Genomic DNA, 26,166 nt, shown 5'->3' with positions numbered 1-26,166 from the left:
ATGGAACTAATTTCAAAAATATTTGATGGTCATCCTTATCTCATCACTGCCTTCACCATTTTGACCATTCAATACTATCTATCGAAAGAGTATCCAAAAACAATGGTGCCGATAACGATGGGTTTCCAAGTCATATGTCTGCTTTATATGATTTATTGCTCTGGCTACAACATGGCCCTAATTCAAATTCCATACGAAGCAAACGATGTGAACATTCTGCGAGATGGAGTTCAGATGAAATTAGGCCAACTTCTGAAAAGTTGGGAAAAAGATACGATTTTTCCCGGCTTGCTATTGCTCGCAAGTATTTTTGGTTGGTACTTCTTCCCATGGTTAGAAAAGCACCGCAGAGATGCTTCTGAATAATTGATCGAAGCAATCGCAAAGTTAATGCAAATTGTCCCGTGCATCTGTGCATGAACCTGTGGACAACATCTTGAATATCTCTTCAAGTCTAGTGTCCATCAGGCTTGGCAAGCATTGCCTTGAAAACAGGCAATGAAGCACCACCTACTGACACCACTCAACCCAATATCCCCAAGCCAGCAAACCACTGCTGGCTTGGCTATGCTTCCACCGTAAAGGAACTTATTCAATGTCTACTCTTCTCGACAAACTGCAATGGCGCTACGCCGCTAAAAAAATGGATGCCACCAAAGTGGTGCCTCAAGACAAAGTGGAGCGCATCATCGAGGCGGCTCGCTTAGCGCCCACATCGAGCGGCTTGCAGCCGTTTGAAATTATTTTGGTTACCAACCCCGAAGTTCGCGCCAAGATTCAAGCCAGCGCACATGGCCAAGCTCAGATCACCGAAGGCTCTCACCTGTTGGTGTTTGCTGCATGGGACAACTACACCGCTGATCGCATCAACATGATGTTTGACCTGACCAACGCACAGCGCGGCGGCACAAACGAAGGCTGGGAAAACTACCGCCAAATGCTGTTGGCCAACTACCCTGTGCGTGACGAACATGTGAACTTTGAACACGCCGCTCGCCAAGCCTACATTGGCTTGGGCGCATCTTTGATCGCTGCAGCGTTTGAAGAAGTGGACGCTACGCCGATGGAAGGTTTCGACCCGAAAGCCGTGGACGAAATTTTGAACTTGCATGCACGCGGTTTGCGTAGCGTGGCCATCATGCCTTTGGGCTACCGCTTGGCTAAGCAAGACTGGCTCGCACCGCTCAAGAAAGTGCGTCGCCCAAGAGAGCAGTTCGTGACCGAAGTGAAGTAATTACTTCTTCTCGACGGGATTGGCCGTCAACAAGTTAGCCGAGTAAGCGCGCATAAATTCGCGGGCTTTCTCGGCTTTTGTATTGAGCCATGCGTCATACGCGCCCTCGCCCAAGATGACGGGCATGCGTTTTTCGTTGCCGTTTTGTTGGTAGCGGTGCAGCAAGGCGTGGCTGTTGGCATTGACTGTCAGCAGCGTGAAGCTGATGATTTCTGTGCCGTCCTTGGCCCAACGCTCCCAAATGCCCGCCACACCCATGGGCTTGCCGTCCACACGGGTGATGCGCGTGGGCACAGCTTTACCGCTGCGCCAGTCGTCTTCAAAAAACGCCGTCATGGGCACGATGCAGCGCTGGCCTGCCAGCCATGCATCGCGAAAGTTGTTGGATGTGGTGACGGTTTCAGAGCGGGCATTGACCATCTTGGTGGAGCGCAGCTTGGCGTCTGATGCCGACTTGACCCACTGCGGCACAAAGCCAAACTGGCCCACGGCCAGTTCGCGCACCGGCTTTGCATCAACTTCAGCGCCTTCAGCCGCAGGCGCATTGCGCACAAACACGCCCAACTTGCGCGGCCACAGGTCGCGCTCAAAGACAATTTCGGGGGCTGCCACATCAAAGGCATCGGGGTACATCGCGGCGTTTTGCACGCTTTCAAAATGGGCAGTCATGCAGCCATGGTAGCCGCGTGCACCAAAGCACAGCCCCGAGGCTGATACGCTCTAGCCTTCGTTCGCTTTTCATCTGCCATGCTGATTCGTTTTAACAAGCCCTACGGGGTGCTGAGCCAGTTCACCCCCGAGGGGAAATGGCGCGGCCTGAAAGATTTCATCACCCTGCCCGGCGTGTATGTGGCCGGCCGCTTAGACGCCGACAGCGAAGGCCTGCTGCTGCTCACCGACGACGGCCAGCTGCAAGCCCGCATTGCCGACCCGCGCTTCAAGATGGAAAAAACTTACCTCGCGCAAGTCGAAGGCGTTGCAGACGAAGCCGCGCTGCAAGCCCTGTGCAGTGGCGTGATGCTTAACGACGGCATGACCCTGCCCGCCCGCGCCCGTGCAGCAGAAGCGCCAGCCTACCTGTGGGAGCGCGACCCGCCCATCCGTGTGCGGCAAACCAAACCTACGTCTTGGATAGAGCTGACCATCCGCGAAGGCCGCAACCGCCAAGTGCGCCGCATGACCGCCGCTGTGGGTTTGCCCACCCTGCGCCTGATACGCACAAACATCGGCCCCTACAGCTTGATGGACCTGCCGCTGGCAACTTGGCAAGAAACACGATAAAACCCAAATAGGGTACGATATACCCCATTATGGGTATTTCAAACATTTCCAATCTGGCAGATGCGCTGTTCCCGAAAGTGCGCCAACGCGTGCTGGCCGTGTTGTTTGGACAGCCTGACCGAAGCTTTTATGCGAACGAGGTGATTGCACTCGCGCAGTCAGGCACAGGCGCGGTGCAGCGTGAGCTGGCAGATATGGCACAAGTCGGCTTGATCACCGTGACCAAGGTGGGTAACCAAAAACACTTTCAAGCTAACACGCAGTCACCGGTGTACACCGAGCTGCGCGGCTTGGTGCTTAAAACCGTGGGGCTGGCCGATGTGCTGCGCAGCGCCCTAGCTCCTTTGGTCAATCGCATCGACACCGCATTTGTTTACGGCTCAATGGCCAACCAACAAGACACCGCTCAAAGCGATGTGGATGTGCTGCTGGTGAGCACCACGCTTAGCTACGCCGATGTATTTGGCGCACTGGAAAGTGCCAGCCAACAGCTCAAGCGCAACATCAACCCAACGCTATACACACCCAACGAATTTGCCCAACGCCTAGACCAAGATCAGGCCTTCATCACCCGCGTGATGCAGCAGCCCAAGATTTGGTTAATAGGCAAGTTGGAGCAAACGGATGGACAACACCGCACTTGAGAACCTCAGTGGTCCCGGCAAAGCACTCAAAGCAGAAGCACCTGACGAGGCAGAGCTTGCGGGCCTGATACGCACCGGCACAGCCCGCTTGCACGATGCACACAACGAAGCCCTGGCGCTAGAAAGCCAATTCGACTTGGCCTACAACTCCGCGCACGCGCTTTGCTTAGCCGCACTCAGGCGCAAGGGCTATCGGCCCAGCAACCGCTTTATCGTGTTTCAGGTGTTGCCCCACACACTGGGCCTTGGCCCAGAGGTTTGGCGTGTGCTTGATAAATGTCACAACACGCGCAACCTCGGCGAGTACGAAGGCATGCTGGATGTGAATGCGCGCTTGGTGGCCGACCTGATCACCGCCACACAGCGCGTGCTTGACGCGCTGAACGCGCAGCCTTGCTGATGTGACTTACCATTCCACTATCTCAATCCGAGACAACTACAACGAAGGTGATATGGCCAAAGGCGAACAACACAGCAACAAAATGACAAAGAAGCCTAAAAAGGACACGTCACCTCCTAAGACATCCACCTCGGATCGTCCCAACCCTCCCACTACTTACGTCGCGCCACGCGGCAAGATTAAGAACAAGTAATGTCTGCCACCCTTGCTCTCGCCACCCTTCGTATGGCACTGACCGACTTGCGCAACAACGCGCTGACCGACCGTGCGTTCATACAAACAGCCCGCTCGCAAGAGGCTTTGTTCAAAGCCCTGCCGCCCAAGTTTGAAGAGGTGTGGTTAGAGCTGGTAGACCGACTGGAATCGAGCGCTTTGTTCAGCGAAGAAAGCTGCTCATTTAGCCAAACCGATTTGCTAGACAACCTTGCGTTGGTGCTGGACAAAGCGGAAGCGAAATTAACCGCCTCGAATTAACCATCTAAGCATGACTGCCCCAGAGAATTTTGAAATCTTCACCGTCAAGGTGGAGCCCGCTGGCCTGCAATACGACGTCGAGGGTGACCTCACTTTGCTAGAAGCCGCCGAGATGTCACGCATCGAGCTACCCAGCTCTTGCCGCAATGGCACGTGCCGCACCTGCGTGTGCCGCCTTGTGAGCGGCGAAGTGACCTACACCATCGAGTGGCCAGGCCTGAGTGCCGAAGAAAAAGCCGAGGGTTATGTGCTGCCCTGCGTGGCTAGACCCACCTCAAATGTGGTGCTTGAGCAAACACAGGCTCGCGCTACCTAAACATGAACCCGATTTACGAAGACGAACACCTGCTGGTGTTCGAAAAACCCAGCGGCCTGCTGTCTGTGCCGGGCCGTGGGCCTGAAAAGCAAGACTGCCTGTCCAAGCGTGTGCAAGACATTTACACCGATGCACTGGTGGTGCACCGCCTCGACCAAGACACCTCGGGCCTCATCGTGATGGCGCGTGGCATTGAGGCGCAGCGCCGCATCAGCCGCTTGTTTGAAACACGTCAGGTGAGCAAGCGCTACATGGCGGTGGTAGCAGGCAACCCGCTGCTCACCCAAACGCATGTGCCCACCAACGAAGACGGTTGGCGAGCCATTGAAGGCAACATCATGCTCGACTGGGAGCGTCGCCCCATTCACATCATTCATCCTGACGGCAAACCCAGCCTGAGCTTGTGGCGCATGGTGCAAGCGGGCAACACGGCCAGCTTGATTGAACTAGAGCCCTTCACTGGTCGCACACACCAATTGCGCGTTCACATGCAAAGCCTTGGGCACCCCATGCTGGGCGATTCGCTGTATGCGCCGCCAGAAATCAAAGCGCTCACACCGCGCCTGATGCTGCACGCGCAAGACATTGGATTTCCACACCCGTTTACAGAAGAACCGCTGTTTTTCAGCGCACCCGTGGCTTGGTCTGCGGCAAACCCCTACGTTTTAGGGCCTCAAACGTAAGACATCTGTAGCCCAAACGGCGCAAACTCATTTGGTTCTAACTTTTATAACTGGAGACAGAAATGCGTGAAGTAGTTGTGGTCAGCGGTGTTCGTACAGCAATTGGTACTTACGGCGGCAGCCTGAAAGACATTCCCCCCACCGAGCTGGCCGCCCAAGTGGTGCGCGAGTCATTGGCACGCGCTAACGTCGAAGGCAAAGATGTGGGCCATGTGGTGTTTGGCCATGTGGTCAACACAGAACCCAAAGACATGTACCTGTCTCGCGTGGCGGCCATCAACGGCGGTTGCGCCGAAGGCACGCCCGCTTTCAACGTGAACCGTTTGTGTGGTTCGGGCCTGCAAGCCATCGTGTCTGCCAGCCAAGCCATCATGCTGGGTGACTGCGACATCGCCATTGGCGGCGGCGCAGAAAACATGAGCCGCGGCCCTTACGCGTCTCTCAGCGCACGCTGGGGCGCACGCATGGGCGACACCAAGATGGTCGACATGGTGGTGGGCGCTTTGCACGACCCCTTCCAAAACATTCACATGGGTGTGACTGCTGAAAACGTGGCGGCCAAGTTTGGCATCACCCGCGAAATGCAAGATGCAGCAGCCGTCGAAAGCCACAACCGCGCCCAACGCGCCACAGAGGCTGGCTACTTCAAAGACCAAATCCTGCCTGTGATGCTCAAGAGCAAAAAAGGCGATGTGGCCTACGCAACTGACGAGCACTTCCGTCCCAACTGCAAGCTCGAAGACATGACCAAGTTGAAGCCAGTTTTCATCAAAGAAAACGGTACGGTCACCGCCGGTAACGCATCAGGCATCAATGACGCAGCTGCCGCTGTGGTTTTGATGGACGCTAAAACGGCGCAAGCGCGTGGTGCAAAGCCATTGGCACGTTTGGTGTCTTACGCCCACACAGGCCTCGACCCAAAAATCATGGGCATGGGCCCTGTGTCGGCGTCTCGCCTCGCTTTGCAAAAAGCTGGCCTGACCACGAACGACATGGACGTGATTGAAGCCAACGAAGCCTTTGCTGCACAAGCTTGCGCCGTGAGCAAAGAACTCGGCCTCGACCCTGCCAAAGTCAACCCCAACGGCTCTGGCATTTCTTTGGGTCACCCCATCGGTGCGACCGGCGCTTTGATTACAGTCAAGGCCCTGTACGAACTGCAACGCATCAATGGCAAGTACGCTTTGGTCACCATGTGTATTGGTGGCGGCCAAGGTATCGCTGCTATTTTTGAGCGTCTTTAAACCCACATGAACCGCCCTACCGACGACAGCTTTATCCAACGCGAAGCCAACCAGTTCGCACTGTTAAATCAACGTCGGTTTGGGCCGTTCTTCTGGACGCAGTTTTGCGGCGCAGCGAACGACAACCTGTTCAAGTTCGCTTTCACCGTGATGGTGACCTACCAGCTCAGTGTGAGCTGGTTGCCTGTCTCTTTAGCGGGCTTGGTGATTGGGGCACTGTTCATCCTCCCCTATTTGTTGCTCTCCGCCACCAGTGGGCAACTGGCTGAAAAGTATTCAGACACAACCATCATGCGATGGGTGAAAAACTGTGAAATCGCCATCATGCTGCTCGCAGCTGTGGGTTTTATGACCCAGCAAGCCGCCGTGCTGTTGGCCTGCACTTTCTTGATGGGCCTGCACTCCACCGTGTTTGGGCCTGCTAAATATTCGTACCTGCCACGCGTGCTAGATGAGCATGAACTCACAGGTGGCAACGGCATGACGGAGATGGGCACGTTTGTAGCCATCTTGCTGGGCAATGTGGCGGGTGGTTTGTTGGTGGCTATTCCTGACATTGGCCACGCCTCAGTGGCCGTGGCTTGCGTGGCCGTAGCGGTGTTTGGCCGCTGGATGAGTGGGCGCATGCCTGCGCTCACAGCAACGCACCCAAATGAGGCCATCAACTGGAACCCCATCACCGAAACCATGCGCAACCTGCGCTTGGCACGCGCCAACGCCAAGGTGTTTCAAACGCTGCTGGGCATCAGCTGGATGTGGTTTTTTGGCGCTGTGTTTTTAAGTCAGTTTCCTAGCTTTGCCAAAGAGGTGTTGCACGGCGATGCACAAGTGGCTTCGCTGTTATTGGTATTGTTCTCGGTGGGCATTGGCGCGGGTTCGCTCTTGTGCGAATACCTCAGCCGCGGTCGCGTGGAGATGGGGCTGAGCCCTTTGGGCGCAATCGGCATGACACTGTTTGCCGTGGACTTGTATGTGGCCGCTAGCAATTTGCCTGTGTCTGAACTGATGGGCGTCAGCGCCTTTGTGGCACAAAGCGCGCACTGGCGCATCATGGCCGACTTGCTGCTGTTGAGTTTGTTCACCGGCATTTACAGCGTGCCCATGTATGCGCTCATTCAAATCGAGAGCAAAGCCCATGAAGTGGCCCGCATCATTGCAGCCAACAACATCATCAATGCCATCTTCATGATTGCCAGCTCGCTCATTGCAGGAGCCATGCTGAGCGCTGGTCTTTCAATTCCAGACATCTTCTTGTGGACCGGCGTGGCCAATGCGGCGGTGACGCTGGCCATCTTCATGGCTGAGCCCAGTTATTTGCACCGATTTGCGGCTTGGCTGCGCGGGGTTTGACCCAGCGCAAAAGCGTGGCGGCTTTTTACAATTAAGCTAGCCTCCGCAAAGTCAAAACGCCTTCGCAAGCCACTCGCAGCGAACCGGCACTCTGTTTTATTCGAAAGCTCTTATGTCCGACACACTCACCGCCACATTGCCCACCCGCGAAGTCACCCTCGCTTGGTCTGACGCTTTGTCCCTTGAGCTGGACTTCATGGACGACACGCACCGTGAGTTTGTCGACTTGCTGGCCGCTACCGAGCTGGCCGATGACGACACCTTGACCGAGCGCTTCGCCGCCCTGATCGAGCACACCGAAGAGCACTTTGGTGGTGAAGACAAGTGGATGAAAGACACCAAGTTTTCATCCAGCAACTGCCACACCATGCAGCACAACGTCATCCTCGAAGTGATGCGTGAAGGCTTGCGCCGTGGCCGCGAAAAAGGCGACATGGCCGTGATGCGCCAAATGGCACACGAGCTGGGCATTTGGTTTCCGCAACACGCGCAAACCATGGATGCCGCTTTGGCATTGCACTTGCGCCGTGTGGGCTATGACGCTGAGACTGGCATCGTCTCAGCACCTGACGCCTTGCCTGAAGAAGAGATTCACGGCATCGGTAGCTGCGGTGACAGCGGCTGCGCTTCTTAAGTCGCGTCTTTTCTTCGTTGGCTGAGGCGGCCCATGCAGCTTGGGCGCCTTGTTACGCTCATGTCCCCCGAGAGGCGCTAAGCGCCTCTCTCCTCCTTGACTTCGCTCCACAAGACACCCAAGCTGCATGGGCCTTTGGGTTTGCACGCGAAAGTTTGGCAGCAGCGACTTCTGCAATGAGCAGTGGATTCTGTAGCTTGCAAAGCCAAAGGCGAGCAAGCATCTTCGTGAGCGAAGAGAGGGGTTTGGGTATCTGTTGTAGCGAAGTCAAGGAGGAGATTCAGGCTTTGCCTGAATCGGGGGACATGAGCGTAAACAGATGCCCAAACCCCTCGCCTCCCGAACAACAAAACGAACTCAGGCGTAACGCGTGCGAGCCAACGCAGCCCCAGCCGCCAAAGCCTCCAGCTTCTTCATCGCCACCTCGCGGCTCATAGGCGCCAAGCCGCAGTTGGTGCACGCAATCAAACGGTTCTTAGGCACGTACTTCAGAGCCATGCCAATGGTGTCCGCAATTTGCTCTGGCGTTTCAATCACATCGCTGGCCACGTCGATCACGCCCACCATCACGTCTTTGCCTTCTAGCAACGCCATCATCTCTGGCGGTACGTGTGAGTGGTAACACTCCAAGCTCACCTGCTGGATGCTGCTTTTAGCCAAGGCGGGCAACACTTTTTCGTATTGACGCCATTCGTCGCCAAGTGTCTTCTTCCAGTTGTTGTTGGCTTCGATGCCGTAGCCATAGCAAATATGGACGGCGGTGGTGCAGGTCAAACCTTGTGCGGCACGCTCTAGGGCTTTGACACCCCAGTCTGCGGCTTCGTCTAGGTAAACGTTGAACGCAGGTTCATCAAACTGAATGATGTCCACGCCATCGGCTTGCAAAGCCAAGGCTTCTTGGTTGAGCAACTCGGCAAATGCAAACGCCATGTCGATGCGGCCTTGCACGGCGTCTTTACCTTTGCCGTAGAAACGGTCAGCCACGGTGTCGACGATGGTCATGGGGCCAGGCAAGGTGAACTTGAGTTTCTTCTTGGTGTGGGCGCGGGCCAGCTGCGCTTCAAACGCGTGCACGCGGCCTTTGAGGCGCAGAGGTGCGATGACTTGTGGCACTTGCGCGTCATAGCGGTTGTTGCGAATGCCCATCGTCACTTTGTTTTCAAAGTCGATGCCTTCGACTTGCTCTAAAAAGCCGTGCACAAAGTGTTGGCGCGATTGTTCGCCGTCACCAATCACGTCGAGGCCCGCGTCTTCTTGCGCTTTGATCCACAACAGTGTGGCATCGGCTTTGGCTTGCAAGAGCGCATCGCCTTCGGCCTGCCACTTGGGCCAGAGTTTGTTGGTCTCGGCCAACCATTCGGGTTTGGGCAAGCTACCTGCGATTGCGGTTGAAAACATGGTTTGGTCTCCGTTTTGGTTTTAGGTTGATGTCGTCAATGAAAACTCTTTGGCCAGCAGCTCATACGAGCGGGCCTGCGCTGCGGGCTCATGCGTCCAAGTGATGATGACCACTTCGTCGAGCTGCAAACGTTCTGCCAGCTTGCGCAGTTTGTCGGCCACCTGTGGGGCACTGCCCACCAAAGCGCCTGCACGCAGCTCGGCCATGGCCACTTGCTCTGAAGCGTTGTAGTCGCGCACAGCTTGATCAGGGGGCAACAAAGCACCAATGCGACCTGTGTTGCGGTCCATCTTCCAACGGGCGCGGCTTTGGAACAAACGCCACGCTTCGTCTTCAGTATCTGCGGCCAAGGCCCATACGCAGACAGTAGCGCGAGGCTTTGGGTTGCGTTCGTTGGGACGGTAGTTGGCGCGGTACAGGTTGAACGCGTTGTCCACGCCCTGCCCTTCGGTGATGAAGTAGGCAAAGGCATAAGGCAGGCCCAAATGCGCGGCAAGCTGTGCGCCGTAGTCTGAGCTGCCCAACATCCACACATCGGGCGATGTGGGCCCGCTGGGGTAGGCATACACGCCGTGGCCGGGATGGCCTGCAGGAATGGGCTCACCCGTGACCCACGCTTGCAGCTCCATCACTTGCTGTGGGAAGTTGTCAGAGGCGTGGCGGTCGGGGTTGAGCAGCTGCGCGGTGCGGCCATCGCTGCCGGGCGCACGGCCCACGCCGAGATCGATGCGGCCTGGGGCCAAGGCATCAAGCACGCGGAATTGTTCAGCCACTTTGAGCGGCGCGTAGTGCGGCAGCATGACGCCTGCACTGCCCAGCCGAATGCGCGTGGTGCGTGCGGCAATGGCGGCCATCAACACTTCGGGCGCAGTGCCTACGATGCTGGGGTGGCTATGGTGTTCGCTTACCCAAAAGCGGTGATAGCCCCAAGCCTCGCACTGAATGGCGAGGTCTAGGGTTTGACGAATGGCTGTGTCTTGGCTTCGGCCAGAGGCAGCAGCGGATTGATCGAGGACGGAGAGTTTGAGCACGGGGCAGAGCTTAACTGGCTCTTCCCCCTTCAGCTGTCACTCAGGCACCAAAGTGCAAGATTTAAGCAGGTTGAGCGCGTGAGCGACGATTGATTTGACGCACAGACATCAGCGCATCGAAAAAGCCGTGCAACCAGTCCATGTCGATGGGCTTTTGCAGCAGTTGCACACCATCTGGCAAGCCGCCTTTGGCACGCACCTCTTCCGCGCTCATGCCGGTCATGACGACCACGGCTAAATTGCTGAACAAGTTATGCGCGCTGAGAGTTTTCAAAAACTCAAAACCGTCCACATTGGGCATTTTCAAATCGGTCAACAGCACTTGTGGCTGCAAGCTGGGCATGTCCAGCAAAGCTTCCATGGCGGATGCATACATCACGGCATCCAAAGGCAAGCCCCATTGGTCAAAGTTGGTTTGCAACATCAAACGTGTGCTCTCGTCATCCTCCACCACCAACACGCGCAAGCGGTCTTCACCTTGCATCATGGACGCGGGGGCCAAATTGTGGCGACGTTGGTAGTCTTGGATGGACTGCAATGAAATACGGCGGTGACCACCTTGGGTCTTCCAGGCTTTTAGGTCGTTCTTTTCGACCAAACCTTGGACGGTACCCACAGAGATACCCAACATTTTGGCTGCATAGCTGGTACCGCAGTAGCCGTCATACGGCTCTTTAGAAGGAGGCATATTCATTACAAGTTCCTGTTCTCTTAACTAATCTGAGGAAAGCTACATACAAAATATGCAACCTTATGTATGCATTGTATCGTCAATTAAAACCATCAAAGTATTAAAAATGATGAAGTGAGACTTCTTAAATGAAAAATTTACACATCTAAAAAACAAAAAATGCCCAATCACCACCTAGATGATTGGGCATTCGCAGAAAAGTAAAAGGTTATTTGAGGGCTTTGAAGCGCACGCGCTTAGGCTTGGCCCCCTCTTCACCCAAACGTTTCTTCTTGTCGGCTTCGTACTCTTGGTAGTTGCCGTCAAAGAACACCCATTGACTATCGCCTTCAGCGGCCAAGATGTGGGTGGCAATACGGTCTAGGAACCAACGGTCATGGCTGATCACCATCACAGAGCCCGCGAACTCCAACAGCGCGTCTTCCAACGCACGCAAGGTTTCCACGTCCAAGTCGTTGGATGGCTCATCGAGCAGCAACACGTTGCCGCCTTCGATCAAGGTCTTGGCCAAGTGCAAGCGACCACGCTCACCACCAGACAACATGCCGACTTTCTTTTGCTGATCGCCGCCGTTGAAGTTGAAGCGGCCGCAATACGCACGGCTTGGCATTTGGAACTTGCCGACGTTCATGATGTCCAAACCACCTGAGATGTCTTCCCACACGGTTTTGTTGTCGTTCAAGTCGTCGCGCGACTGGTCCACAAACGCCATCTTGACGGTTTGGCCAATCTTCACTTCACCGCTATCTGGCTGCTCTTTGCCAGCAATCAGCTTGAACAAGGTCGACTTACCTGCACCGTTGGGGCCAATGATGCCCACGATCGCACCTGCAGGCACTTGGAAGCTCAGGTTGTCGATCAACAAACGGTCGCCAAAGGACTTGCTGACATTCTTGAACTCAAACACTTCATGGCCCAAGCGCTCTGCCACTGGAATGAAGATTTCCTGTGTTTCGTTGCGCTTTTGGTATTCGTGATCGGACAACTCTTCAAAACGGGCCAAACGGGCCTTGCTCTTGGCTTGACGACCTTTGGGGTTTTGACGCGCCCATTCCAATTCCTTCTTCATGGCCTTGGAGCGTGCGTCTTCGGTGCGCTGCTCGGTGGCCAAACGGGCTTCTTTTTGCTCCAACCATGTGGAGTAGTTGCCTTTGTATGGAATGCCGTGGCCACGGTCGAGTTCCAAAATCCACTCGGCTGCGTTGTCCAAGAAGTAACGATCGTGGGTAATGGCAACCACAGTGCCTGAGAAGCGGGCCAAGAACTGCTCCAGCCAATCCACCGATTCGGCGTCCAAGTGGTTGGTCGGTTCGTCAAGCAACAACATGTCGGGCTTAGACAGTAGCAACCGGCACAGAGCCACGCGGCGCTTTTCACCACCAGAGAGCTTACCAATGATGGCGTCCCATGCGGGCAGACGCAGCGCGTCGGCGGCGATTTCCAGCAAGTGGTCTGAGCCGTCACCCGCACCAGAGGCAGAAATGATGGCTTCAAGTTTGGCTTGCTCGGCAGCCAAAGCGTCAAAGTCAGCATCTTCTTCGGCGTAGGCGGCATACACCTCTTCGAGGCGAGCTTGCGCTTCTTTGACCTCGCCCATGCCGCTTTCGACCGATTGGCGCACGGTGTGCTCAGGGTCGAGTTGAGGCTCTTGGGGCAAATATCCGATCTTCAGGCCCGTCATGGGAATAGCTTCGCCCTCGATCTCTTTGTCGATGCCAGCCATGATTTTGAGCAAGGTGGACTTGCCTGAACCGTTGGTGCCCAACACGCCAATCTTGGCTCCGGGGAAGAAGGACAGGGAGATGTCTTTCAAGATCTGACGCTTGGGCGGCACGATTTTGCCGACGCGGTTCATACTAAAAACGTACTGAGCCATTTGTTTTTCTTTCGGGTAGCGAATGCAATAAATCCATAATTATCCTCGCCTTAAACACTTCCTTAAAAAACATAAAAAATCGAACCAAATAAAAATAAATGCCATAAATAAAATATTTATAGATATAATAAAATCAATACGATAAGATTAAGTTTTTCCGAGTCTGACATGATTAAAAAAATAGCAATTTCACTTCTGTGTTTCTTAAGCCTGCTATCCGCTGTCGCCAGCGCTCAAGTATTTCAGCCTCAAAGTTGGAAATTTCAAAAAAATCAAGACAACAAATGTGTGGCGCGCAATGTCGCCAACCCAAGCTTGGAATTGATGGCACAAAAGTTGACCATCACGACAAAAGAAACATCGGATCTCAAAACCTTCCAAGTTTCGATCAATGAACAAGTGGTCGTGCCGATGGGCCGGGCCAGTTTGACAGACACTGCATGCAAATGCGTTCGTATCCGCAACATGAACGCACTGGCGTCTGATGATTTAAATATCCGTATTCAAGGACTAACGACCAGCGAGAAAACGGTTGATATGACCCTAAATGCCAAAGATGTGGCCGCAGCCCTACAAGCCTTAAAGCTAGATAGCTGCAAGAAGTCTTAAAAAGCATTTTCAGATTCGTGCGACAATTCATTCCGTTGCCGCCGCCAGTTGCCGCAACATCAGCACTTCTGCTGGAGCTGGTTCCAAACACTTCTGTTTGTGATTTTTGAGCTCACCTGTAAATATTGCCGACCTTTGACTGGGTGGCCTTCGGGCCAAGCGGGTTGGTGTCATGCGCTGACATAAAGCGCTCCATCATGAAATTTGAAGATTTAAATTTGGCTCCGGCCATCCAAAAAGCTGTGGCCGAACAGGGCTACGAAACTCCCACCCCCATCCAAGCCCAAGCCATTCCAGCGGTTCTCGCCGGACACGACTTGTTGGCAGGTGCCCAAACCGGCACCGGTAAAACAGCGGCATTCACCTTGCCCATGTTGCACAAGCTCACCATGAGCCGCAGCAAAGAAAACAAATTTGGCGTGTATGGCGTGCGCGCCTTGGTACTGACCCCCACTCGCGAACTCGCGGCCCAAGTGGAAGAGTCGGTGCGTAACTACGGCAAATACTTGCAACTCACCTCCACCGTCATCTTTGGCGGCGTGGGCATGAACCCTCAAGTGGCACGCATCAAAAAAGGCGTGGACATTTTGGTAGCCACACCCGGCCGCTTGCTCGACTTGCAACAGCAAGGCTTGCTAGATTTGTCCACAGTGGAAATCTTGGTACTCGACGAAGCCGACCGCATGTTGGACATGGGCTTCATCCACGACGTCAAGAAAATCTTGGCCTTAGTACCCAAAGACAAGCAAAGCTTGTTGTTCTCAGCCACCTTCAGCGACGAAATTCGCGAACTGGCCAACAATCTGCTGAAAGACCCACAAAGCATCCAAGTCACGCCTAGCAACACCACCGTGCAACGCATCACGCAAGTGGTTCACCCTGTGGGTCGCGGCAAGAAAAAGGCTTTGCTCGCACACATCATCAACGAACACAACTGGAGCCAAGTGCTGGTGTTCACACGCACCAAGTTTGGTGCCAACAACGTGGCCGAGTTCTTGACCAAGAACGGCATCAGCGCCATGGCGTTGCACGGCAACAAGAGCCAAACTGCACGTACCCAAGCCTTGTCGGGCTTCAAGACCGGCGAAATCCGCGCCTTGGTGGCCACCGACATTGCCGCACGCGGCATTGACATTGACGAGTTGCCACACGTGGTGAACTACGAAATCCCCAACATCAGCGAAGACTATGTGCACCGCATTGGCCGCACAGGCCGCGCTGGCTCAAGCGGTGAAGCCGTGAGCTTGGTGTCGTTGGATGAACAAGGTTTCATGCGCGACATCGAAATCTTTACCAAACAACAAGTGCCTGTGGTGCCTGTGGCCGACTTCGGCCCAGACGCTGACGAAAAGGCCGAACCCATCGCCATGGGCCGTCAAACCTTGTGGGGCGGTATCGGCAAGCCCCCAGGCCGTGACGTGATGGCGGCTGCAGCCAAAGCCGCTCGCGGTGAAATGATGCAACGTATTCGCGACACCAAAGCCACTGGCGGCGGTCGCAATGGTGGTGGCGGTCGTGGTGGTCAAGGTGGCGCCTCCGAAGGTCGCGCACCTCGCCCCAGCGGCCATGTGAGCCGTGACCGCGTGGGCGATCGTCCCGCACGCGATGGTGAACGCGCCCAGTTTGGTGACCGTCCTGCACGCAGCGGCGAACGCCCAGCACGTGATGGCAACCGCCAGCCTGGCAATGGACAGGGCCAAGGTGCTCGCGCCCCTCGCCAGTTTGACAACCGTGGCCCACGCAACGACGCGCCACGTCCACCGCGTGACTTTGACGCGCCTCGCGCCCCACGCCGTGACGACGATGACTTCCAACCCCGTGCCAATGCACACTTGGGCACCCAAAGCGGCGTGAACGCTTTTGGCCATAAAACACAAGGCGGCGGTCAGCGTCAGCCCGACCCCACACGCACCAGCGTGGACCTCATGACCGAACGCAAACGCGGCGGTGGTGGCGGTGGTTATGGCCGTCGTCCTAGCGGCGGCGGTGGTGGCAATCGCTCAGGTGGCGGTGGCCGTTCAGGTGGTGGTGGCGGCGGTTACGGCCGTTAAGCCTCAAAGATCCAGCATCAACACCGCAGTTTTGCTGCGTGAACAGCAAGGTGTGAACTGATCGTTCGCGTCTTGCTCTTCACCGCTCAAATACATGTCGCGGTGATCCGGCACTCCACCCACTACACGGGTCAGGCAAGTGCCGCAAATGCCCTGCCCACACGACATGGGCACGTCAATCCCCGCAGCCTCCAACACTTGCAAGGCTGTTTGATCGGTGCCCACTACCAGACGTTGGCCTGATTTCACAAGTTCGAGGGTGAACACCCCGTCGCTGCCCACGGGCGTATCGATGCCTCCATTCAATTTGTCGCTCATGCTGCGGCTCCTGTGTTTTCTTTGGCTAAAAGACGTTCAATCACGCGGCGCGATTGCACACCGCCTGCGTCGATGTTGAGCATCAACAAATTGCGCTCTGGGTACTTGCTCAAGTTGCGTTGCTGCGACTCCAGCATCTCTAAATCTTCAGAAAAGATCTTGCCTTGGCCTTCACGAATCATGGCGGTCAGCTCAGCGCTTTCAGGCTGGAACTGGCGAGCCATGCCCCAGAAATAAAGAATCGACGTTTCGGTTTCTGGCGTGATGAAGTCAACCACCATGCTGTACACCTTGCTCTCATCGGCTGCGTCATAGCCGCCTTTACCTGCATGCGCCACGCCCACTTCAATCATCACATGGCTGGGTGGTGTGAAGTGGCAAATTTGCCAGCGGTCCACGGGCACATCATCTGCCAAGTTGTTGCTGCGCAGCGCCATTTTCCAAAACGGTGGCGCTTCAATGTTTTCCATGAACCGACTGGTGATCACGTGGTCACCCTCCACCTTGGTGGTGCAAGGCACTTCGTCAATTTCTTTTTGTCCAATGCTGTTGGAATGCACGTAGGTTTCGTGCGTCAAGTCCATCAAGTTGTCGATCATCAACTTGTAATTGCACTGGATGTGATACAGCCCACCGCCATAGGCCCATTGCGGGTTGTCGAAGAACTCAAACACCGGCAGTTTGGATTCATCTGCCTCAGCCACATCACCAGGCCACACCCAAATAAAACCATAGCGCTCCACGGCGGTAAAACTGCGAATGGCAGGAAAGCCGCGCACACGCTGACCCGGCATGGACACGGTCTTGCCGTCACAGCCCATCTCTAAGCCGTGGTAACCGCACACCAACTTGCCGTTGCACACCTTGCCCAAAGACAAAGGTGCACCACGGTGTGGGCAAAAGTCTTCGAGCGCAGCCACCTTGTTGGCTTCACTGCGGTAAAACACCATGGGCTCGCCGCAAATGGTTCGGCCCAAGGGCTTGTCTTGCACTTCAGCAGCAGTCGCCGCCACGTACCAAGCGTTTTTAATGAACATACGCACTCACTTTCTCAATCTTCAATCGACACGGGCAACGCCCAGCAGACGATCCAACAAGTCGGGTTGATCCAACAACGCTTGCGCGCTGCCGCTGTGCACCACCGTGCCGTGGTCAAGCACCAGCGCTTGGTGGCTGATCTTCAAAATCGCTTGTGGGTGTTGCTCAACGATGATGGCGCTCAAACCCTCTTCGCGGGTGATGCGTGCAATCGCACGCAACAACTCTTCCACAATGATGGGGGCCAATCCCTCTAAGGGTTCATCCAACAACAGCAAACGTGGGTTGAGCACCAAGGCGCGACCCACAGCCAACATTTGTTGCTCGCCTCCTGAGAGCTGTGTGCCCAAGTTATCTTGACGTTCTGCCAAACGTGGGAACAACTCGTACACACGCTCGGGCGTCCAAGCGCGATGCTTTGTGTTGCTCGCACCACGTGCCACCGCCGTGAGGTTTTCATGCACAGAGAGCGACTTAAAAATGTTGCGCTCTTGTGGCACCCAGCCAATGCCAGCCGCAGCACGTTCATGCGGCGCCATGCGATGCAAAGCAGCCCCGCCCAATTGAATCGTGCCGCCATGTTGTGTGGTCACGCCCACCAAGGTGTCCATCAGCGTGGTTTTGCCTGTGCCGTTTCGGCCTAGCAACGCTAAGGTTTCACCTTCGTTCACGCTCAGCGAAATGTCGTGCAACACCACGGCTTCACCGTAGCCCGCGCTCAAACCTTCCATGCGCAACAGTTCTGTGGCTTTAGTCATGGCTGGTCCCCAAGTACACGGCTTTGACTTGCGGGTCATGCGCAATCTCTTGCGGCGTGCCCTCGGTCAGCACCGCGCCGTTGACCAACACCGTGATACGGTCGGCAAAGTTAAACACCAAGTCCATGTCGTGCTCAATCAGCACGATGGACACATCGCTGGGCAACGCAGCCACGGTTTGTAGCAACTCATCGCGCTCGCCAGCGGGCACACCTGCTACGGGTTCGTCCAACAACAAGAGGCGCGGCTCGCAAGCCAAAGCGATCGCCATTTCTAACAAGCGGCGTTTGCCGTAGGCTAGATGCTCGGTGCGTTGCTGCATCACATCGGTGAGGTGGAACTGCTCCAGCAATGCTTCAGCGCGCTCAGTAATGGCTGCGCTGTGACCCAGCGGCTGCCACCAACGTGCGCCCTCGCCTCGGTGCTGTGTGACGACCATCGCCAAGGTCTCTAAAGGCGTGAGTGAGTTGAACAGTTGGTTGATTTGAAAGGTGCGCACCATGCCGCGTGCCACACGTTGATGCGGCGCCAGGTGCGAAATGTCTTCGCCCTGCAACACGATGCGACCTTCGGTCACGGGTAGCACGCCGGTCATCAAGTTGATGAGCGTGGTTTTGCCTGCGCCATTGGGCCCAATCAGGGCGTGACGCGCACCATGTGCAATGTTGAGGTTGACATGGTCGGTGGCCGTGATGCCACCAAAACGTTTGACCAGCCCTTGCGTTTGCAAGGCATAGCCGCTGAGGTTAGAGACCGCGCTCATGACTGCCCCTCTTTGCGTGCTGCAGAAAACCAAGTCCAAGGACGAATCAAACGTTCACGTCCAACGAGCACGAGCACTACCAAAAACAAACCCATCCAAAACGTCCAGTACTGCGGGGTGATGTTGGCAATCACGTCATACATCAGCTTGAATGCGACTGCACCTGCGATGCCGCCATACAACCAACCCACGCCACCAATGGCCAGCATCAACATGACATCGGCAGAGCGGTCCATCGCAAACACATCGAGCGATGCAAACCCTGTGGTCTGCGCCATCAAAGCGCCAGCCGCACCCGCAATGCCAGCGGCCACGGTGTAGACCACAGCCAAGCGTGCCGTGACTGGAATGCCAATGACCATGGCGCGCAAGCGGTTGTCGCGCACCGCCTTGAGCGTGGCGCCCAAGGGCGCATGCACCAAACGACGTGCCAGCACAAACAACACCAGCAACACGGCTAAGGAGTACCAAGCCGAGGTTTGGCCCATCAGGTCAAACTCAAACTGGCCCAGCAACGGCCCCATGATGACGCCTTGCAAACCATCGGCGCCACCTGTCAAGTCGCTGAACTTATTGGCCAGCTCTAGCAAGATGAGTGCGGTGCCCAAGGTGACCATCAAACGCGTCAAATCACTGCCACGCATGATGGACAACGAACACACAGCGCCCAGCAAAGTGGCGGCGCCCATGCCCACCAACAGTCCCAGCAATGGATCAGGATGGATGTGCTTGGCAAACAAAGCTGCCGAGTACGCACCAAAACCCAAAAATGCCGCATGCCCCAGAGAGACAATGCCGGTGTAACCCAACACCAAGTCCAGCGACACCGCGAACAAAGCCACGATGGCAATCTCGTTGATGATGAGCGCATGCTGCGCCAGCAACCAAGGCGAGGCAAAGGCGAGCGCCCAAAACAAAAATTCCAGAGGCTGCCAACGCGCCGCACGCAGCAAAGTAGTCTGTGCGTTCATGACTTACCTCCTTGACGCACAAAGAGGCCTTGTGGACGCCAAATCAAAATCGCAATCATCAGGGCATACACAATGAACGCGCCCAATTTAGGGATGTAGTACTTGCCCGCCACATCGGCAATGCCCAGCAACAACGCGGCCAGCAAAGGCCCCGTGATGGAGGTGGTGCCGCCGACGGCCACCACGATCAAAAAGTACACCATGAATTTCAAAGGAAAGGTCGGGTCCAAGCCCAGCACCTCAGCACCTAAGGCCCCGCCTAAACCGGCCAAACCAGAACCCACGGCAAAGGTGGCAGCAAACACCACGTTCACGTTGATGCCCAAGCCAGACGCCGCACGCGGGTCGTCCACACTGGCGCGCAAGCGGCTGCCAAAACGCGTGGCCGACAGTACATACTGCAAACCGATCGTCAACGCCGCACACACCGCGATGATGAACAAACGGTAGTGGCCCATGCCCAACACAAAGGGCGTGTCAGCAAACAACTCGGTGCGGCCACGCAACCAATCGGGCAGCTGCATGATTTGCTGTTGCGAGCCCATCAGATAGTCCGCCGAGGCAACGGCCATGAAGGCCAAGCCAATCGAAAACAACACTTGGTCCAAGTGCGGTTTCTTGTACATGGGCCGATACAGCGTGCGCTCCAGCACCACACCCACGGCCGCCGAGGCCAAAAAGGCCAACGGCAAACACATCAAAAACGGTACGCCGTGGCGCTGCATCAGCGCCACGGTGACGTAGCCTCCTAGCATGGCAAACGCGCCATGCGCGAGGTTGATGAAGTTCATCAACCCCATGGTCACGCACAAACCCACTGCAAGAATAAACAGCAGCATGCCGTACGCGACACCGTCAAACAACAGGGTGAGCATTACTTGGTCTTACCTGGATCTTTGACGTCAGGGATGGTGCTGAACTCTTGGTTAAAGAGTTGACCACCCACCTTCTCCACCTTGCGGATGTAGATGTTGTGCACCACATCACGCGTTTGCGCATCAATGAACATGGGGCCGCGTGGGCTTTCAAACACTTGGCCTTTCATGGCATTGAGCAACGCCTCACCATTGCCACCTTTGGTGACCTTGGCTGCTTCATAAATCACACGCATGCCGTCATAGCCACCCACGGCCATGAAGTTGGGGCGCAAGCCCGCGTTGGCCTTTTCAAACGCAGCGACAAATTTTTTGTTGAGTGGCGAGTTATGCGACGCCGAGTAGTGGTGCGAGGTCACCACACCATGGGCCACATCGCCCATGCTGTTCAAGATATCGTCATCGGTGATGTCGCCCGTACCAATCAACTTGATGCCGGCTTTGTCCATGCCACGTTCGGCAAACTGTTTCATCAGCGCGGCTCCGGCGCCCGAGGGCACAAACACAAACACCGCATCCGGTTTCAAATCACGCACCTTTTGCAAGAACGGTGCAAAGTCGGGGTTACGCATGGGCACGCGCAAGGTGTCCAACACTTGACCACCGTTGAACATCAAACGCTCTTTGAAAAACTTTTCAGCATCGATGCCGGGACCATAGTCAGACACCAAGGTCACCACTTTTTTGATGCCATTGTTGGGCGCCCAATCGGCCAAGGCCACTGCGGCTTGTGGCAAGGCGAAGCTGGTGCGCACAACATAAGGCGAGGCTTGCGTGATGCTGGATGTAGCCGCAGCCATCACCACCATCGGCGTTTTCGACTGTGTGGCCAAGGGTGCTGTGGCCATGGCCAATGGCGTCAAGCCAAAACCAGCCAATACATTGACCTTCTCGTTCACCACCAGTTCTTGCGCAATACGCTTGGTCACATCAGGTGCGCTGGTGTCGTCTTTGACAATCAACTCCACTTTTTTACCGCCCACGGTGTCACCGTTTTGCGCCATGTACAAGCGCGCAGCGGCTTCAATTTGCTTGCCCGTTGAGGCAAAGGGACCGGTCATGGGCAAGATCAAACCGATCTTAAATTTCTCTTGAGCCAAGGCCGTGCCCGCATGCGCGGCTAACAAACCAAGCGTTACAGCGCTGAGGAAAAAACGTTTTTGCATGAACTGTCTCCTTTGAAATAATCGTCGTTAAGAACTGGGGGAAATCAAATGCACGCCCGGCAGATGAAGCGAACTGCGCACCGCTTCGCGTAAATTTCTTTGCGCCAAACGCGAGTGTTCGCGCATCAACGCTTCAGCCCTCGCACCCTCGCGCTGGACAATGGCTTGCATTACTTGTCTGTGTTGGTCTTGGGCCACGATGAGCATGTCACGCGCCTGAGGCGAGTTGGCTTGCACGCCCACAAAGCCGGAAGGCGATGCAAATGGCAAGCTGCCCACGCGCTCCAACTCGCGCTGAATCACAGGAGAGGCTGAGAAGCCACCCAACAAAGTGTGGAATTGCGCATTCAAATCGACATAGCGCGAGAAAGCCTCTTCGTGCAACACCGGCTCGCGAAGCAAAAGATCAATTTGATCAAGGCATTCATTAGCTTGTTCTAGGTTTTGCTCAGACGTACCGCGCTCTGCCGCCATGCGCGCAGCCAGACCTTCTACCGTGCCTCGCAACTCAATCGCATCGGCCACATCGGCTTCCGAGAATTTGCGCACAGCAAAACCACCGCTGGGCATTTGTTGCAACAACCCTTCTTGCTCGAGTCGGATCAAGGCAGCGCGAATCGGCGTTCTCGAAACGCCAAGCTTTTCAACCAGCGCTAGCTCGGTGATGCGTGATCCAGCCTTCAAGTCGCCAGCCAACACCATCTCGCGTAACTTCAACTGGACCTTGACGGCCTGCGACCCACCTTCTTCAAAAGGTTCGCCGTGAGTGGTGTGAGTGGCAGTTACAAAATTCGGTTGCATTTAAAAATTGTATACATTGAGACTTGATTTAGCTCAACAAATAGGCATTTAAAGGGTAAATGCTAGTATTTTGTATCCAACCAGTGTAAAAACTCGGCCACTACCAAGTCAGGACGCTCCATGGGAGCCATATGCCCTGCCTCGTCTATCACGGCCAAACGGGCGTGTGGCGCAAGCTGATGCATGGCCTCATGCTGCGAAGGTGGAGACCAAAAGTCTTGTCGCCCACAAAGAATCAAAGTTGGCACGCGGATGGATGACAACACATCGCTGGCATCGGGTCTGTGAATGAGCGCATGAAGTTGATGCGCAAATACTGCGGCGTCTTTGCGATCGAACATGGCCAAGATGCGCTCAATCAAATCTGCATCAGCCAACCGATCTGGATGCACCATGCCTTGCACCCATTCACGCGCCATAGCGCGCACACTTTGGTTCTGCGCAATTTGCAGCAGCGCCATGCGTTTGCGAACCTCTTCCTCCCCAGCAGCTCCCGCCAACTTTGGCAAATAGCCTGTATCCAAAAGCGCCACACCCGCCACGCGCTCAGGTGCGATGCGCAGCACCTCCAGCGCCACACGAGCTCCCATGGAGTGTCCCGCTAGATAAAACAAAGGCGGCGCATCTTGCAATAACTGAACCGCCATTTGGGGAAGCGAATTCGCATCACCATGATCGACCACCGTGCAAACGTGCGAGGACGACAGCCGAGGCAAGAGAGGATCCCAAACCGTGTGGTCACACATCAATCCAGGCACAAGCAAAAGGGGTAAGGCGTTCATTCGTATATCTTCATCATCAGAGTAAGAGGCAATCCTCACGCATGGTTTGTAACGCAAGAGCCTAGCGTACGTTGGCAAGTTCGCGACAGGAATCCGCGATGGAGACCGCGACAATGTGTTCTTTGGAAATGGTTCACATGACAGACAGCATGCACTCTTCTTTTGAAACCGATGTGGTGATCATCGGCGGCGGCCCCGTGGGTCTTGGCTTGGCGATTGAGTTGGGGCAACGCGGTGTTCACTGCATATTGGCTGAACGCCACACGCAAACCCAACCTATTCCAAGGGGCCAAAACCTGACGCAGCGCACGATGGAGCACTTTCATTTTTGGGGTGCTGAGCCACAGCTGCGCGCAGCGCGAACCATTCCCCCTGAATACGGCATCGGTGGCTTGACCGCTTATGGTTCGTTGCTGAGCAACCATCACTACGACTGGCTGCAACGTGAACTGGTGAAGCCGTATTACTTCAAAGACAACGAACGTCTGCCCCAATACGAAACTGAAAAGGTATTGCGCCAACGCGTGGCCGTGCTGCCGACCATCAAGACGCTATTTGGCTGGGGAGCAGAAACCATCGCGCAAGACGATGAAGGCGCCACCGTCACACTGACTGAACGCAGCAGCAAACAACAACAAATCATCCGTGCGAAATATGTGGTGGGATGTGACGGCAGTCGATCGCCAACGCGAGAGCAAGCGGGCATCACACAAACACTGTCTGACCATGATCGGTGCATGGTGCTGCTGGTTTTCAAATCGCAAGAACTACACACGTTACTCGCTCGTTTCCCTGGCAAATCGTTTTACAACGTGCTGCATCCAGACCTCAAAGGGTATTGGAAGTTTTTCGGCCGTGTCGATCTGGGCAACACATGGTTCTTTCACGCACCAGTGCCCATGGGCACCACGGCAGACAACTTTGATTTCAAAAAATACCTTCATGAATCCGTGGGTGAGGCGTTTGAAATTGAGTTCCAACACATTGGGTTCTGGGATTTGAGGTTTGCCTTGGCCGACCACTACCGCGCAGGCAGGATCTTCATTGCTGGCGATGCTGCACACAGCCACCCACCTTATGGCGGCTATGGCGTCAATTCAGGGTTTGAAGATGCGCGTAACCTAGGTTGGAAGTTAGCCGCTGTCTTGCAAGGCTGGGGCGATGATGCCCTGCTCGACTCGTATGACGCTGAACGCCGCCCTGTGTTTGCCTCCACCATCGATGACTTCATTGCCAAATCCATTGAGACAGACCGTGCATTTTTAGAGGCCTTCGATCCCATGCGCGCGCCTGTCGCCTTCGAAGCGGCTTGGGCCGAAAGATCACAGGGCGCGGTGGGCGAGGTCCATGCGTTTGAACCCCACTACGAAGGCTCGCCGATTGTTTGGCCAGACACGAAGGCTGGACACGTGTGCAGCGCCAAAGGCTCACATCAATTCAAAGCGCGCACAGGGCACCACTTGGCACCCGTCATGTTGAGCAATGCGCACAATGTGTTTGATCTGTTAGGCGATGGTTTCACTCTGCTCGCCTTAGGTGCCGATTCAACCGACGCGCAAGTGCTGACAGATGCCGCAGCCGCTGCGGGCGTGCCACTGAAAGTCATTCACGAACATGCCGGCTCGCACGCTGACCGTTATGAAGCCCGTTGGATTTTGGTGCGCCCAGATCAATTCGTGGCGTGGGTCAGCGAAGAACAGACCATTCATCCAGACTTGGCCCATCAGTTATTCAAGCGCCTGCGCGGTCAGATCAACCACGCAGCGCATTGAAACTGAAGCGGGTCAATCTGCTGTGATTTGCTTGGTGCGAATCACAGTCCCCCAACGAGGGTAATCTTTGGCAACGATGGCCGATAGCTCTGCGGGAGTCGATGCAGAGGCGTCCATGCCGGCTTTACCCAAAATATCCTTGACATCAGCTTGTCTCAAAATGGCTGCCATTTCGGTATTCAAACGGTTCACCACAGCAGCAGGCGTTTTGCTTGGCAAGAAAAAGGCGTACCAAAGATCCACATCAATGCGCTTAACCCCCACCTCGTCAAAGGTCGGCACATCAGGCGCCACAGGATGACGTTTGGGACTCCCGACAGCCAAGGCATTCAAGCGACCGCTTTTCACAAAACCTTGGGCGATGTGTACAGGTAAAAAGCCCACATTCAGCTCACCCCCCAACAAGTCTTGTGTGTAGCCAGCAGAGCCACGGTAAGGCACATGCAGCATGAAGGTGTTGGATTCGAGTTTGAACAACTCCATCGCCATGTGGTGTGGCGTACCCACGCCAGGCGAACCAAAACTGATCGCACCAGGCTTGGCTTGCGCCTCTTTGATCAAATCGGCCAAGGACTTGATGCCCGTTTTTGGATTGGCCACCAACATCAACGAGCCGTAAGCAGCCATTGAAACAGGCGCGAAATCTTTCACGGGATCGAAGCTCACGTTTTTGTACATCTGGGATGCCATCAACATGGTGTTGGCCCCCATCAAGATGGTGTACCCATCCGGATTGGATTTGGCCACTGCATCTGCGCCAATGTTGCCACTGGCACCCGGTTGGTTTTGCACCACCACGGACTGACCCAATCGTTCACTCAAACGGGGCCCCACGACACGGGCAATCGTGTCCATGCCTGTGCCGGGCGTGAAAGGCACAATGATTTTGATAGGTTGGCTTGGGTAAGGGGTTTGCGCCACAGCGCCAAAACTGAAAAGCCCTAAGGCAGCGAGAGCAAAGGTTGCCGCTTGTCGGCGATCAAAAGAAGTCATGTCAGTCTCCGT

28 protein-coding genes and 1 pseudogene are annotated in these 26,166 nt (G+C 55.4%); 14 read left to right on the top strand and 15 right to left on the bottom strand.

Annotation, left to right across the window (positions count from 1 at the left end; genetic code table 11):
* Both LINBF2_RS03485 and LINBF2_RS03480 read left to right on the top strand, forming a co-directional pair.
* Positions 1–366 carry a hypothetical protein gene (locus tag LINBF2_RS03485; protein WP_281890458.1) on the top strand — a complete coding sequence of 122 codons (366 nt, stop codon included), beginning with the start codon at positions 1–3 and terminating at the stop codon, positions 364–366.
* Between the two features lie 229 nt (positions 367–595).
* Complete coding sequence (locus LINBF2_RS03480; RefSeq protein ID WP_281890456.1) at positions 596–1,234, top strand: NAD(P)H-dependent oxidoreductase; 639 nt, start codon at positions 596–598, stop codon at positions 1,232–1,234.
* Here the strand turns inward: LINBF2_RS03480 and LINBF2_RS03475 are convergent, their stop codons facing one another.
* A complete protein-coding gene (locus LINBF2_RS03475; RefSeq protein ID WP_281890455.1) occupies positions 1,235–1,903 on the bottom strand; it encodes an SOS response-associated peptidase family protein in 669 nt (222 codons plus the stop codon). It lies immediately after the preceding gene.
* 78 nt (positions 1,904–1,981) lie between these two features.
* Between LINBF2_RS03475 and LINBF2_RS03470 the strand changes: the two genes are divergently transcribed.
* The 9 genes and pseudogenes from LINBF2_RS03470 to LINBF2_RS03430 all read left to right on the top strand — a co-directional run bounded on the left by LINBF2_RS03470 (position 1,982) and on the right by LINBF2_RS03430 (position 8,260).
* Entirely contained in the window at positions 1,982–2,515 is a 534-nt protein-coding gene (locus LINBF2_RS03470) for a pseudouridine synthase (RefSeq protein ID WP_281890454.1), read from the top strand.
* A 29-nt stretch (positions 2,516–2,544) separates the two neighbouring features.
* Positions 2,545–3,159 carry a nucleotidyltransferase domain-containing protein gene (locus tag LINBF2_RS03465; protein WP_281890453.1) on the top strand — a complete coding sequence of 205 codons (615 nt, stop codon included), beginning with the start codon at positions 2,545–2,547 and terminating at the stop codon, positions 3,157–3,159.
* Positions 3,140–3,559 carry a hypothetical protein gene (locus tag LINBF2_RS03460; RefSeq protein WP_281890451.1) on the top strand — a complete coding sequence of 140 codons (420 nt, stop codon included), beginning with the start codon at positions 3,140–3,142 and terminating at the stop codon, positions 3,557–3,559. Before LINBF2_RS03465 ends, LINBF2_RS03460 begins: the two co-directional genes overlap by 20 nt.
* A gap of 192 nt (positions 3,560–3,751) precedes the next feature.
* Positions 3,752–4,033: a hypothetical protein gene (locus LINBF2_RS03455; protein WP_281890450.1), complete on the top strand. Its 282-nt coding sequence runs from the start codon at positions 3,752–3,754 to the stop codon at positions 4,031–4,033.
* A gap of 10 nt (positions 4,034–4,043) precedes the next feature.
* A complete protein-coding gene (locus LINBF2_RS03450; RefSeq protein WP_104799123.1) occupies positions 4,044–4,349 on the top strand; it encodes a 2Fe-2S iron-sulfur cluster-binding protein in 306 nt (101 codons plus the stop codon).
* 2 nt (positions 4,350–4,351) lie between these two features.
* Complete coding sequence (locus LINBF2_RS03445) at positions 4,352–5,032, top strand: RluA family pseudouridine synthase (RefSeq protein WP_281890449.1); 681 nt, start codon at positions 4,352–4,354, stop codon at positions 5,030–5,032.
* A 62-nt stretch (positions 5,033–5,094) separates the two neighbouring features.
* Positions 5,095–6,276 (top strand): beta-ketothiolase BktB, encoded by a 1,182-nt coding sequence (gene bktB, locus LINBF2_RS03440; protein ID WP_108282143.1) that lies wholly within the window; start codon positions 5,095–5,097, stop codon positions 6,274–6,276.
* A gap of 6 nt (positions 6,277–6,282) precedes the next feature.
* Positions 6,283–7,614: pseudogene (locus LINBF2_RS03435) on the top strand (MFS transporter); the annotation flags it as partial.
* A 124-nt stretch (positions 7,615–7,738) separates the two neighbouring features.
* Entirely contained in the window at positions 7,739–8,260 is a 522-nt protein-coding gene (locus LINBF2_RS03430) for a hemerythrin domain-containing protein (RefSeq protein ID WP_281890447.1), read from the top strand.
* Positions 8,261–8,617: 357 nt separating this feature from the next.
* Here the strand turns inward: LINBF2_RS03430 and LINBF2_RS03425 are convergent, their stop codons facing one another.
* The 4 genes from LINBF2_RS03425 to ettA form a co-directional block, all read right to left on the bottom strand.
* Positions 8,618–9,658, bottom strand: coding sequence for a methionine synthase (locus tag LINBF2_RS03425; RefSeq protein WP_281890445.1), 1,041 nt, complete (start codon positions 9,656–9,658; stop codon positions 8,618–8,620).
* Between the two features lie 21 nt (positions 9,659–9,679).
* Positions 9,680–10,690 (bottom strand): LLM class flavin-dependent oxidoreductase, encoded by a 1,011-nt coding sequence (locus LINBF2_RS03420; protein ID WP_281890444.1) that lies wholly within the window; start codon positions 10,688–10,690, stop codon positions 9,680–9,682.
* Between the two features lie 61 nt (positions 10,691–10,751).
* Positions 10,752–11,384: a response regulator gene (locus LINBF2_RS03415; RefSeq protein ID WP_281890443.1), complete on the bottom strand. Its 633-nt coding sequence runs from the start codon at positions 11,382–11,384 to the stop codon at positions 10,752–10,754.
* A 205-nt stretch (positions 11,385–11,589) separates the two neighbouring features.
* Complete coding sequence (gene ettA / locus LINBF2_RS03410) at positions 11,590–13,257, bottom strand: energy-dependent translational throttle protein EttA (protein WP_281890442.1); 1,668 nt, start codon at positions 13,255–13,257, stop codon at positions 11,590–11,592.
* 168 nt (positions 13,258–13,425) lie between these two features.
* Here ettA and LINBF2_RS03405 point away from each other — a divergent pair, with 168 nt between their 5' ends.
* On the top strand, positions 13,426–13,866 hold the full coding sequence (locus tag LINBF2_RS03405) for a hypothetical protein (RefSeq protein WP_281890441.1): 441 nt from the start codon (positions 13,426–13,428) through the stop codon (positions 13,864–13,866).
* A 197-nt stretch (positions 13,867–14,063) separates the two neighbouring features.
* Positions 14,064–15,917 (top strand): DEAD/DEAH box helicase, encoded by a 1,854-nt coding sequence (locus LINBF2_RS03400; protein ID WP_281890439.1) that lies wholly within the window; start codon positions 14,064–14,066, stop codon positions 15,915–15,917.
* Positions 15,918–15,920: 3 nt separating this feature from the next.
* On the opposite strand, the gene LINBF2_RS03395 is transcribed toward LINBF2_RS03400, so the two are convergent.
* The 9 genes from LINBF2_RS03395 to LINBF2_RS03355 all read right to left on the bottom strand — a co-directional run bounded on the left by LINBF2_RS03395 (position 15,921) and on the right by LINBF2_RS03355 (position 23,389).
* Positions 15,921–16,235, bottom strand: a complete 315-nt coding sequence (locus tag LINBF2_RS03395) for a 2Fe-2S iron-sulfur cluster binding domain-containing protein (RefSeq protein WP_281890438.1) — start codon at positions 16,233–16,235, stop codon at positions 15,921–15,923.
* Positions 16,232–17,272 carry an aromatic ring-hydroxylating dioxygenase subunit alpha gene (locus tag LINBF2_RS03390; protein ID WP_281890437.1) on the bottom strand — a complete coding sequence of 347 codons (1,041 nt, stop codon included), beginning with the start codon at positions 17,270–17,272 and terminating at the stop codon, positions 16,232–16,234. Before LINBF2_RS03390 ends, LINBF2_RS03395 begins: the two co-directional genes overlap by 4 nt.
* A 21-nt stretch (positions 17,273–17,293) precedes the next feature.
* Entirely contained in the window at positions 17,294–18,031 is a 738-nt protein-coding gene (locus LINBF2_RS03385) for an ABC transporter ATP-binding protein (protein ID WP_281890436.1), read from the bottom strand.
* Positions 18,024–18,794 (bottom strand): ABC transporter ATP-binding protein, encoded by a 771-nt coding sequence (locus LINBF2_RS03380; protein WP_281890434.1) that lies wholly within the window; start codon positions 18,792–18,794, stop codon positions 18,024–18,026. The genes LINBF2_RS03385 and LINBF2_RS03380 overlap by 8 nt, the downstream gene beginning before the upstream one ends.
* Positions 18,791–19,765, bottom strand: coding sequence for a branched-chain amino acid ABC transporter permease (locus LINBF2_RS03375; protein WP_281890432.1), 975 nt, complete (start codon positions 19,763–19,765; stop codon positions 18,791–18,793). The genes LINBF2_RS03380 and LINBF2_RS03375 overlap by 4 nt, the downstream gene beginning before the upstream one ends.
* The gene (locus LINBF2_RS03370; protein WP_281890430.1) at positions 19,762–20,640 is read right to left on the bottom strand and encodes a branched-chain amino acid ABC transporter permease; all 879 of its coding nucleotides are present in this window, start codon (positions 20,638–20,640) and stop codon (positions 19,762–19,764) included. Before LINBF2_RS03370 ends, LINBF2_RS03375 begins: the two co-directional genes overlap by 4 nt.
* Positions 20,640–21,806: an ABC transporter substrate-binding protein gene (locus LINBF2_RS03365; protein ID WP_281890428.1), complete on the bottom strand. Its 1,167-nt coding sequence runs from the start codon at positions 21,804–21,806 to the stop codon at positions 20,640–20,642. The genes LINBF2_RS03370 and LINBF2_RS03365 overlap by 1 nt, the downstream gene beginning before the upstream one ends.
* Before the next feature lie 27 nt (positions 21,807–21,833).
* Positions 21,834–22,607: a GntR family transcriptional regulator gene (locus LINBF2_RS03360; protein WP_281890427.1), complete on the bottom strand. Its 774-nt coding sequence runs from the start codon at positions 22,605–22,607 to the stop codon at positions 21,834–21,836.
* Positions 22,608–22,669: 62 nt separating this feature from the next.
* Positions 22,670–23,389 (bottom strand): alpha/beta hydrolase, encoded by a 720-nt coding sequence (locus tag LINBF2_RS03355; protein WP_281890426.1) that lies wholly within the window; start codon positions 23,387–23,389, stop codon positions 22,670–22,672.
* A 149-nt stretch (positions 23,390–23,538) separates the two neighbouring features.
* Between LINBF2_RS03355 and LINBF2_RS03350 the strand changes: the two genes are divergently transcribed.
* Positions 23,539–25,161, top strand: coding sequence for an FAD-dependent monooxygenase (locus LINBF2_RS03350; protein WP_281890425.1), 1,623 nt, complete (start codon positions 23,539–23,541; stop codon positions 25,159–25,161).
* Positions 25,162–25,173: 12 nt separating this feature from the next.
* On the opposite strand, the gene LINBF2_RS03345 is transcribed toward LINBF2_RS03350, so the two are convergent.
* The gene (locus LINBF2_RS03345) at positions 25,174–26,154 is read right to left on the bottom strand and encodes a tripartite tricarboxylate transporter substrate binding protein (protein ID WP_281890423.1); all 981 of its coding nucleotides are present in this window, start codon (positions 26,152–26,154) and stop codon (positions 25,174–25,176) included.
* Positions 26,155–26,166: the final 12 nt, after the last annotated feature.

It is taken from the genome of Limnohabitans sp. TEGF004, from assembly GCF_027924965.1.
Taxonomy (GTDB): domain Bacteria; phylum Pseudomonadota; class Gammaproteobacteria; order Burkholderiales; family Burkholderiaceae_C; genus Limnohabitans.
The sequence above is the reverse complement of the archived record's forward strand: the minus strand, read 5'-3'. Positions and strand labels throughout refer to the sequence as shown.